The organism is Methylobacterium sp. WL9 (assembly GCF_008040035.1).
Lineage (GTDB): Bacteria > Pseudomonadota > Alphaproteobacteria > Rhizobiales > Beijerinckiaceae > Methylobacterium > Methylobacterium thuringiense.
Map to the genome: position 1 here is coordinate 1 of NZ_VRVE01000121.1, position 9,475 is coordinate 9,475.

A 9,475-nucleotide genomic window follows, 5' to 3' on the forward strand; every position below is an offset into this window, starting at 1 on the left:
GCATGCGGTCGGCGTCTTCGCCGAAATAGTCCATGTCCTCGGGCGTCGCCGCGGCGACGAGGACCGGCCGGCCCTTGGCGTCGACCTCGATCTCCTGCGGACCGCTGGCGAGGCTTTCGGGCCGGCTCACGTCGCCGAGGTTGTGGCGCGCGTAATCCTTCGGCGAATAGGCGAGTTCCTTCTCCTTCTCGGCCTCCGTGAGGGCGGCGAAGCCGCTCTGCTGCGGGGGCTGGCGGAAGACCGGGTTGCCGTAGCCGTCCTCGTAGACGACGCGTGTGGCCTTCTCGCCCTTGGCGACGAGTTCGGCGATTTGCCGGTTGTCGTGGTCGCGCTTCTCGGCGACCAGCGGGTCGATCCGCGGCGTGCACGAACCGGCGGCGACGTCGGTGCCGCCGAAGGCGTATTTCGTGCCGCAGGCCGCCACCCGCGGCTCCTCCTTCAGGGCCTCAAAATAGTCCGAGCCCTCCTTGAGGTTCTTCCAGAACGGCGCGTTCGGGTCGTTGCGGAACTTGGCCATGTTCGTGGCCGTCATCCGGAACGGATAGGATTGGAATTGAAAGCCGCGCTGGCCGCCCTGGAAGGCGTCGCGGGCGATGGCGTAGACCTCGGACATCGAGGCGTCGGTCATGGCGAAGCAGCCGGCCGACGAGCAGGTGCCGTGCACCATGATGTAGTTGCCGGTGGAGCCCTTGGCCCGGTCGATCGCGTTCGGATAGCCGACGTCGAACGAGAGGTAATACGAGGAATTCGGGTTCATCTGACCCGGCGTGATCGTGTAGAAACCCTCCGGCGCCTGACGGTCGCCCTGCTTGGTCTTGGGACCGAGCTGGCCCGACCAGCGGCAGATCGGGAAGGTCTTGAGGAGTGCGTATTGTCCGCTGGACGTCCGCTTCCAGACCTCCATCTCCGCTTCCTTCTTGTAGGCGCGGATCAGGATCGGGTCGGTCTGGCCCATGCCCTTGGTCTGCATGAGCGCCACGGTCTGGGCCGGGACCGGGGTAAGGCTGCGGGTCGAGACTCCGCCGAGCATGCCGCTGTCCTGGCAGGCTCCAAGGGACAGCGCCAGGGCGACGAGACCGGCCGCCGCGAAGGGACGCACAGACATGGGGGACCCCGTGTGACCGCGCCGGCAAGCCTCGCGGCGCCGACGACATTCCCCAACCCAATAGCCCCGTTAGACTTACCCGGATCTTACCTCAAGGAGACGAGGCGGCCGGACGCCGAAAGGTCCACCGGTGTGGTGACAGCGCACCACTGATGCCGCATTCGGGCGAAAGCGGGGCCGTTACAGAGTTCGGGAGTGTTCGCGCGCCGCCTGTGTACAAATCGCGAGTCGTGAGACTCCTGAAGAACTTGGGTCGGGATGGCGGCTCAGAGCTTCCGGCCGATCTCCATGAATTTCTGGGCGCGGCGGTCGCGGATCTCGTCGGGACCAAGGCCGTCGAAGGCGGCCAGCGCGCCGGCGATGGCCTCGCCGGTGTCGGCGATGGCCGCGTCCTTGTCGCGATGCGCGCCGCCGGTCGTCTCGGGGATGATCCCGTCGATGATGCCGAGGCGCAGCAGGTCCTGCGCGGTGATCTTCATGGCGGTGGCGGCGTCGTGCGCCCGGCCCTGGTCGCGCCACAGGATCGAGGCGGCGCCCTCCGGCGAGATCACGCCGTAGATCGCGTGCTCCAGCATCAGCACGCGGTTGGCGGTGGCGAGCGCGATGGCGCCGCCCGAGCCGCCCTCGCCGATCACTACGGCGACGTTCGGCACGCCGAGGGCGAGGCAGGCCTGGGTCGAGCGGGCGATGGCCTCGGCCTGGCCGCGCTCCTCCGCCTCGATGCCCGGAAACGCCCCGGCCGTGTCCACGAAGGCGAGGACGGCGAGGCCGAAGCGGTCGGCGGTCTCCATCAGGCGCACCGCCTTGCGGTAGCCCTCGGGCCGGGCCATGCCGAAGTTGTGGCGCAGGCGCGCCTCGGTGGTCGCCCCCTTCTCCTGGCCGAGCACCAGCACCGGCCGGCCCCGGAAGCGCCCGAACCCGCCGACGATGGCCTCGTCCTCGCCGAAGGTGCGGTCGCCGGCGAGCGGCGTGAACTCGTCGATGAGGCCCGCGCAGTAATCGACGAAGTGGGGGCGCTGCGGGTGGCGGGCGACCTGCGTCTTCTGCCAGGGCGTCAGGCTGGCGTAGATGTCGGAGAGCGCGGCGGCGGCCTTCGCCTCCAGCCGGCCGATATCCTCGCTGATCGAGACCGCGCCGTCGCGTGCCCCGAGCGCCCGCAATTCCTCGAGCTTCGCCTCCAGCTCGGCGACCGGCTTCTCGAAATCCAGGTAGGAGCGCGTCGCCATCGTGCAGGGGGCTCACTTCGCCGTGGTGTGGATGAGAGGGTGCCGGACGGGCTGGACCGTCGGCGGCGGCGGAACCTGACGAAGCGCTCCTGCCCTGTCAACGCTGCCGTCGGATCGCTACAAGGCGCGTCGAGTCCAGCATTCTTCAGGCAGCGCTTCCATGATCCTCACATCCAAGGCCGCCGTCGTGACCGGTTCGACCGGCGGCATCGGCCTCGCCGTCGCCCGGGGGCTCGCCAAAGAGGGCGCGGACGTCGTCCTCAACGGCTTCGGCAAGCCGGAGGAGATCGAGAAGGCCCGCGCCGGCATCGCGGCGGAATTCGGCGTCCGCGCGATCTATTCCGGCGCCGACATGTCGAAGCCCGCCGAGATCGCGGAGATGATGGCGATGGCGGAGAAGGAGCTCGGGCGCATCGACGTGCTGGTGAACAATGCCGGCATCCAGTTCGTGGCGCCCGTGGAGGATTTTCCCGTCGAGAAGTGGGACGCGATCCTCGCCATCAACCTGTCCTCGGCCTTCCACACCATCCGCGCGGCGGTGCCGGGCATGAAGGCGCGCGGCTACGGCCGCATCGTCAACATCGCGAGCGCGCACTCCATCGTCGCCTCGCCCTACAAGTCGGCCTATGTCGCGGCCAAGCACGGGCTGCTCGGCATGACGAAGAGCGTGGCGCTGGAAGTCGCGGGACAGGGCATCACCGCCAACTGTATCTCGCCGGGCTACGTCTGGACGCCGCTGGTCGAGAGCCAGATCCCCGACACCATGAAGGCCCGCGGCCTGACCAAGGAGCAGGTCATCGAGGACGTGCTCCTGAAGGCCCAGCCCACCAAGGAGTTCGTCACCGTCGAGCAGGTCGCCGCGATCGTCACCTTCCTGTGCTCGGACGCTGCGAAGCAGATGACGGGCGCGAACCTGTCGGTGGATGGGGGCTGGACGGCGCAGTAGCGCCGGTCAGTTCGTCGGCTCGCCCGCCGCCACCTTCGCCGTCCAGTCGTCGAAGGCGATGACGGTCTGGCGCTGCTCGCCGAGGCCGTCGATGCGCAGCACCATCTGGTCGTCGGCCTTGAGGAAGCGCGGCGGCTTCATGCCGAGGCCGACGCCGGGGGGCGTGCCGGTGGTGATGACGTCGCCGGGCTCCAGCATCATGAAGTGCGAGACGTAGGCGACGAGCTGCGCGACGTCGAAGATCATCGTCGCGGTCGAGCCCGTCTGCTGCCGCTTGCCGTTGAGGTCGAGGCTCAGCGAGAGCTTTTTCAGGTCCGGGATCTCGTCGAGGGTGACGAGCCAGGGGCCGAGGGGGCCGAAGGTCGGGCAGCCCTTGCCCTTGGTCCAGGTGCCGCCGCGCTCGTACTGGAATTCGCGCTCGGACAGGTCGTTCATGATGCAGGCGCCGGCGACGTAGTCGAGCGCCTCGTTGGCGTGGACGTAGGAGGCGCGCGCGCCGATCACCACGGCGAGTTCGACCTCCCAGTCGGTCTTGGCCGAGCCCTTGGGCAGGATCACCGGATCGTTCGCGCCGCCGAGGCAGGACGGGGCCTTGTTGAACAGGATCGGTTCGGAGGGGATCGCCGCGCCGGTCTCGGCGGCGTGGTCGGCGTAGTTCAGACCGATCGCCACGACGTTGCGGGTGCCGCCGACGCAGGGGCCGAGCCGGGTGCCGGGCGGCAGCAGGGGCAGCGTCTCCGGATCGATCATCGCCAGGCGGTCGAGGCCCTGACGCGAGAGGGCCGCTCCGGCAATGTCGCGCACCGAGCCCGAGAGGTCGCGCAGGCCGCCCTTGGCGTCCACGAGCCCCGGCTTCTCGTCGCCGGCCGCACCGTGACGGATCAGCTTCATCGTATCGTCCCTTGCCCCCGAGAATCGCCGCGACCATGGCCGGGCCGCCGGAGCGGTGCAAGCGTGGCCGAACCCGTCCCGGCGGCGTCGTCGGCGTTGCCTGTAGGCAACGGACCCGCATCAAAGTGACGAAAGCCCGGCGGGGCGGGCCGCAATCTGCATGATATCGTATGCGCGTTATACGTGAACCAAGTTTGGAGCGAGCGCATCGAGCCGGGCCGGCCAAGCACATCCGATGATTTCGTTTGGTTAACGGAGAATTAATACTTGTCGAGGCTATCCTGGCCTTGGGATTGATAAGCTTTGCACAAGCCGGCAGCGTTGCCGGCAAGGTGCCAGCCCGGCCGGGGGACGGCGGGGATACGAGCACCGTCGGATCGGCTTGGGGACGTAGTCATGATCGGCAGGATTGGTGCGCTCGCCCTGGCGAGCGTCTCGGCTTTGGCCTTCGCCACCGGCGCGCAGGCCGGCGCCTTCGGGCTCCACGAGCAGAGCGCCGAGGCCCAGGGCCTCTCCTACGCGGGCGCCGCCTCCGGCTCCGGCGGCGTCTCCTCGATGTTCTGGAACCCGGCCGTGATCACGATGCGCCCGGGCTGGGTCACCGAGCAGAACCTCACCTATATCGGCCTGCATGCCGACATCCGGCCGACGGCCGGCACCAATCCCGGCTTCCTGCCGCTGGGCGGGAGCGGCGACATCGGCCAGGGCGCGATCGTGCCGGCCGGCGCGACCTCCTATCAGCTCAGCGACAAGATCTGGATCGGCCTGCAGACGGGTGCGCCGTTCGGCCTGATCACCAATCCGAACAAGGTCTGGGCGGGCGAAGTCTACGGCCGCTCGTCGCGGATCTTCTCGCTCGCCTTCAATCCGGTCGTTGCCTACAAGGTCAACGATTGGCTCTCGATCGCCGCCGGCCCGAACATCCAATACTTCAAGCTGACGCTTCGTCAGGCCCTGCCGATCACCCTCTCCCCGACGACCTTCCCGAGCGGCTTCCTGAAGGGCGACGCCTGGGGCGTCGGCTACACCGCCGGAGCGACGATCACCCCCTGGGACGGTACGGTGCTCGGCATCGGCTATCGCTCCTCGATGCATCACGACCTCGAGGGGTCGGCCTTCGGTGTCGGGCAGGTCAAGGCCAACCTCAACACCCCCGAAAAACTCAGTGTCGGCCTGACCCAGGCGATCAATCCGGTCACCCGGATCAACCTCGGCTTCGAGTGGGACAACTGGTCGAGGATCGGCAACGTCGCCATCGTCTCGACGGCCTTGGGTCTGCCGGTGAGCAACTTGCCGCTCAACTTCAAGGACGGTTACGCCTATTCGATCGGCGCCGAGTACGATTGGTCGCCGTCGCTCACGGTCCGCGGCGGCTTCTCCTACGAGGAGGTGCCGATCGACGACCAGAACCGCTCGGTGCGACTGCCCGACAACGATCGCTACACCGTCTCGATCGGCGCCGGCTATCGCTGGAGCGAGAAGCTGACCCTGAACGCGGCCTATTCCCACGTCTTCCTCGACAAGAGTAACATCTTCGCTGGGGCCGGCCGGAACTACGACGTCGGCAACATCGCCTTCGCCGGCGTGGTCGACGCCAGCGCCGACATCGTTTCGGTGGGCTTCCGCTACGTCTTCGGCGCCCCCGCCGCACCGCTGCCGGCCCCGATCGTCCGCAAGTTCTGAGAGCGGATCGCCCTCCAAGGGACAGGACGTCGACCGACACTCCCTCCGGCCCCGAGATCCGCTCTCGGGACCGTTTCTCCCGCGTCGATTGACAACATACTGTCGAATCGACAACAAGATGCCATGCCGCACGGCGACGCCATCACGGAGCTGATCCTGGAGAGCTTCCGGCTGAACGGCTGCCTGCTCGCCGCCGGCGACGCGCTGCTGCAGGATCTCGGACTCACCAGCGCCCGCTGGCAGGTGCTCGGCGCGGTGGCGCTGTCGCCCGCACCGGCGCCGGTCGCGCATCTGGCGCGGACCATGGGGCTGTCGCGGCAGAACGTGCAGCGCATCGCCAACGAGCTCGACGCCTCGGGCTTCGTGACGTTCGCGGCCAATCCGCATCACCAGCGGGCGAAGCTCGTCCTCATGAGCGAGCGCGGCCGCGCCGTGTACGCCAAGGCGGCGGCCCGGCAATCGCCCTGGGCGGCGGCCCTGGCGCGGGGGCTGCCGGACGATGCCATCGAAGAGGCGACGGGCGTGCTGCGCGCTCTGCGCCGCCGGCTCGAAAGCGGTCAGGCGACGCTGCGGAAGGAGAACCCGGCATGATCCTCGGTCACCTGGCGTTCTTCGCCGCCGCTTTGTTCACGGGGGCGGCGTTCTACATCAACGCGGTCGAGCAGCCGGCCCGGCTTGGGCTCGACGACCGCGCCCTGCTGAGCCAATGGAAGCCGTCCTATGCGCGGGCGACGGTGATGCAGGTCTCGCTGGTGCTCGCGAGCTTCGTGCTCGGCTTCGCGGCCTGGATCCGTACCGACCATGCGGGCTGGATCGTCGGGGCGCTGCTGATGCTGGCGAACCTTCCCGTCACCCTCCGGCTGATCCTGCCGGTGAACAAGCGCCTGATGGCGACCGACCCCGCCGGGGCGGGGCCGGAGAGCCGGGCGCTGATCCTGCGCTGGGGATCGCTCCACGCGATCCGTACGGCCTTGGGGTTTTTCGCGTCGATCGCCTACCTGAGCGCCGTGACGACGTGAGCGTCAGTAGCTGTCGGTGCCGCGGCGCATCTGGGCATCGACGCTGAGCGGGCCGGGGCCGGCGGCGGCGATGTAGAGGAAGACGAAGCAGAACAGGATCGCGGCATCGCCCCCGTTCAGCGCCGGGAAGAAGCTCTTGGGGGCATGGGCCAGGAAATAGGCGACGGCCATCTGGCCCGAGAGGATGAAGGCGACGGGCCGGCTGAACAGGCCGATCACGAGCAGCGCGCCGCCGACGAGTTCGAGGATGCCGGCGATCCAGGGCAGCGAGAACATCGCCGGGTTCATGCTGCTGGCCGGGAAGCCGAGGATCTTCTGGGTGCCGTGCGCCATGAAGAGCAGTGCGGCGACGATCCGCAGGATGCTCAGCATCCGCGGCGCCCACGATAGGGTGATGTTGTTGAAATTCATTCTAAATCGGCTTCCGGCGTGTGGGTTGAACACACGAGCGGACCTATGTCAGGTGCGGCGAAACTGCAATCGCACGGCGACTTGGCCCGCGACCCTCCAGATCGAGCGGAACTTCAGTCATGCACTGGCCCGACCGCCGCATCCTCGACCTTGCCGGGATCGAACATCCGATCGTCCTGGCCCCGATGGTCGGCGCCAAGGCGGCGCTCACGGCTTGCGTCACGGGTGCCGGCGCTCTCGGATCGCTGGCCTGCGCGGCATCGACGGCCGAGCAGGTCCGGGCGGCCGTGGCCGCGATCCGCGAGAGCGCCGACGGGCCGATCAACCTCAACTTCTTCTGCCACGCGCTGCCGGCGGACGATGCGCCCCGCGATGCCGGATGGCTCGCGCGGCTCGGTCCCTACTACCGCGAGTACGGCCTCGATCCGGCCGCCGCGACGCCCATGGCGAAGCGGGCGCCGTTCGACGCGGAGATGTGCGCCGTCGTCGAGGCGTTGCGGCCGAAGGTGGTGAGCTTCCATTTCGGCCTGCCGGACGCGGCGCTGCTCGACCGGGTGCGGGCCGCGGGCTGCCGCGTCTTCGCTTCGGCGACGACGGTGGCCGAGGCACGCTGGCTCGACGCGCGCGGCGTCGACGCGGTGATCGCGCAAGGCGCGGAAGCCGGCGGCCATCGCGGGATGTTTCTGCCGGGTGAGCTGGCCGCACAGCCCGGCCTGTTCGCCCTGCTGCCGCAGGTGGCCGACGCCGTGGGCGTGCCCGTCATCGCCGCCGGTGGGATCGCGGACGGGCGCGGCATCGCCGCCGCCTTCGCGTTGGGCGCCGCCGCCGTGCAGATCGGAACCGCCTACCTGCGCTGTCCGGAAGCCGGCATTTCCGAGGTCCATCGCGCGGCGCTCCGTGCGGCACGCGACACGGACACCGCGATCACCGACGTCTTCACCGGGCGCCCGGCGCGCGGCCTGTTCAACCGTGCGATGCGCGAGCTCGGGCCGCTTTGCGAAGACGCACCGGCCTTTCCGAAGGCGGCGGTCGCGCTCCAGCCGCTGCGGGCGGCGGCGGAAGCACGAGGGCAGGGCGACTTCTCGCCGCTCTGGGCCGGGCAGGCGGCGGCGCTGGCCCGTGATCTCGGCGCCGCCACGCTGACGCGCCTCCTCGCCGGGGAGGCGACGCAGCGGCTGGCAAAGATCGGCGGCCGCTACCCTCCGTAGCTCTGCACCAGCGAGCCCGCGACCAGCGTCCAGCCGTCGACCAATACGAAAAAGATCAGCTTGAACGGCAGGGCGACGGTGGCCGGCGGCACCATCATCATGCCCACCGCCATCAGGATCGAGGCGACGACGAGGTCGATGATCAGGAAGGGGATGAACAGGAGGAAGCCGATCTCGAAGGCGCGGCGCAGCTCCGAGATCATGAAGGCCGGGGTGACGATCTCGAGGCCCACCGCCTCGGGGCCGGAGGGCACCGGCACCTTCGCCATGTCGAGGAAGAGCTTGAGGTCCTTTTCGCGGACGTTCTTGAGCATGAAGGTCTTGAACGGGGCGGTGGTCCGCTCGAAGGCGACGGCCTGCGTGATCTGGTTGGCGAGCAGCGGCTCGATGCCGTTGCGGTAGGCCTCCTTGCCCACAGGCGCCATCACGAAGGCGGTGAGGAACAGGGCGAGGCTGGTGATCACGGCGTTGGGCGGTGCGGTCTGGGTGCCGAGCGCCGAGCGCAGGATCGAGAGCACCACCACGATCCGCGTGAACGAGGTCGCCATCACCAGCACGGAGGGCGCCAGCGCCAGCACCGTGACGAGGGCGACGAGCTGCAGCGCCCGCTCGGTGGTGCCGCCGGTGCCGAGATCGAGGTTCAGGCTCTGCGCATGCGCCGCACCGGCGCTCGCGCCGAGGAGGGCGAGGCCGAGAAGGACGGGGATCAGGGCTCGATTCGAGGGCTTCATCGCGCCGGCAACCTGCGTCGCGCCGGCCCTGGGCACAAGCGGCGCGCGGCCACGCCGGCCCGCCGTTCTCTCAGGTCTTGCGGTCGAGGGGCCGGCCGAGCAGCCGGGCGAACTCCGTCTCGATCTCCTCGACGGTGATCGGCGTGCCGCCGGGCGGCTGCGCGGGTTTTGCCTCGGGCGCAGGCGCAGGCGGAGGTTCCGGAACTGCGGGCGGGGCCGGGGGCTCGGCCATCGCCGCCGCGATCGGATCGGGCC

10 protein-coding genes and 1 pseudogene are annotated in these 9,475 nt (G+C 69.2%); 5 read left to right on the forward strand and 6 right to left on the reverse strand.

Translation table 11 applies throughout. The features are described 5' to 3' along the window. On the reverse strand, positions 1-1,105 hold a 1,105-nt coding region (locus FV217_RS20940), incomplete at its 3' end, for a murein L,D-transpeptidase family protein (protein WP_147820344.1). 266 nt (positions 1,106-1,371) lie between these two features. Beyond that, positions 1,372-2,331 (reverse strand): acetyl-CoA carboxylase carboxyltransferase subunit alpha, encoded by a 960-nt coding sequence (locus FV217_RS20945; protein ID WP_147820346.1) that lies wholly within the window; start codon positions 2,329-2,331, stop codon positions 1,372-1,374. Between the two features lie 160 nt (positions 2,332-2,491). Here FV217_RS20945 and FV217_RS20950 point away from each other — a divergent pair, with 160 nt between their 5' ends. After that, positions 2,492-3,277: a 3-hydroxybutyrate dehydrogenase gene (locus FV217_RS20950; RefSeq protein WP_147820348.1), complete on the forward strand. Its 786-nt coding sequence runs from the start codon at positions 2,492-2,494 to the stop codon at positions 3,275-3,277. A gap of 6 nt (positions 3,278-3,283) precedes the next feature. Here the strand turns inward: FV217_RS20950 and FV217_RS20955 are convergent, their stop codons facing one another. After that, positions 3,284-4,168 (reverse strand): fumarylacetoacetate hydrolase family protein, encoded by an 885-nt coding sequence (locus FV217_RS20955; RefSeq protein WP_147820350.1) that lies wholly within the window; start codon positions 4,166-4,168, stop codon positions 3,284-3,286. 396 nt (positions 4,169-4,564) lie between these two features. Here FV217_RS20955 and FV217_RS20960 point away from each other — a divergent pair, with 396 nt between their 5' ends. The 3 genes from FV217_RS20960 to FV217_RS20970 all read left to right on the forward strand — a co-directional run bounded on the left by FV217_RS20960 (position 4,565) and on the right by FV217_RS20970 (position 6,870). Beyond that, on the forward strand, positions 4,565-5,851 hold the full coding sequence (locus tag FV217_RS20960) for an OmpP1/FadL family transporter (protein WP_147820352.1): 1,287 nt from the start codon (positions 4,565-4,567) through the stop codon (positions 5,849-5,851). A 123-nt stretch (positions 5,852-5,974) separates the two neighbouring features. Then, on the forward strand, positions 5,975-6,442 hold the full coding sequence (locus tag FV217_RS20965; RefSeq protein WP_147820354.1) for a MarR family transcriptional regulator: 468 nt from the start codon (positions 5,975-5,977) through the stop codon (positions 6,440-6,442). Next, entirely contained in the window at positions 6,439-6,870 is a 432-nt protein-coding gene (locus tag FV217_RS20970) for a DUF1772 domain-containing protein (protein WP_147820356.1), read from the forward strand. The genes FV217_RS20965 and FV217_RS20970 overlap by 4 nt, the downstream gene beginning before the upstream one ends. Positions 6,871-6,873: 3 nt before the next feature. On the opposite strand, the gene FV217_RS20975 is transcribed toward FV217_RS20970, so the two are convergent. Then, on the reverse strand, positions 6,874-7,281 hold the full coding sequence (locus FV217_RS20975) for a DoxX family protein (protein WP_147820357.1): 408 nt from the start codon (positions 7,279-7,281) through the stop codon (positions 6,874-6,876). Between the two features lie 119 nt (positions 7,282-7,400). Between FV217_RS20975 and FV217_RS20980 the strand changes: the two genes are divergently transcribed. After that, positions 7,401-8,489: a nitronate monooxygenase gene (locus tag FV217_RS20980; protein ID WP_147820359.1), complete on the forward strand. Its 1,089-nt coding sequence runs from the start codon at positions 7,401-7,403 to the stop codon at positions 8,487-8,489. Here the strand turns inward: FV217_RS20980 and fliP are convergent. After that, a complete protein-coding gene (gene fliP / locus FV217_RS20985; RefSeq protein WP_147820361.1) occupies positions 8,477-9,220 on the reverse strand; it encodes a flagellar type III secretion system pore protein FliP in 744 nt (247 codons plus the stop codon). The genes FV217_RS20980 and fliP overlap by 13 nt on opposite strands. Positions 9,221-9,290: 70 nt before the next feature. Further along, positions 9,291-9,475, reverse strand: a pseudogene (locus tag FV217_RS23085) (hypothetical protein); the annotation flags it as partial.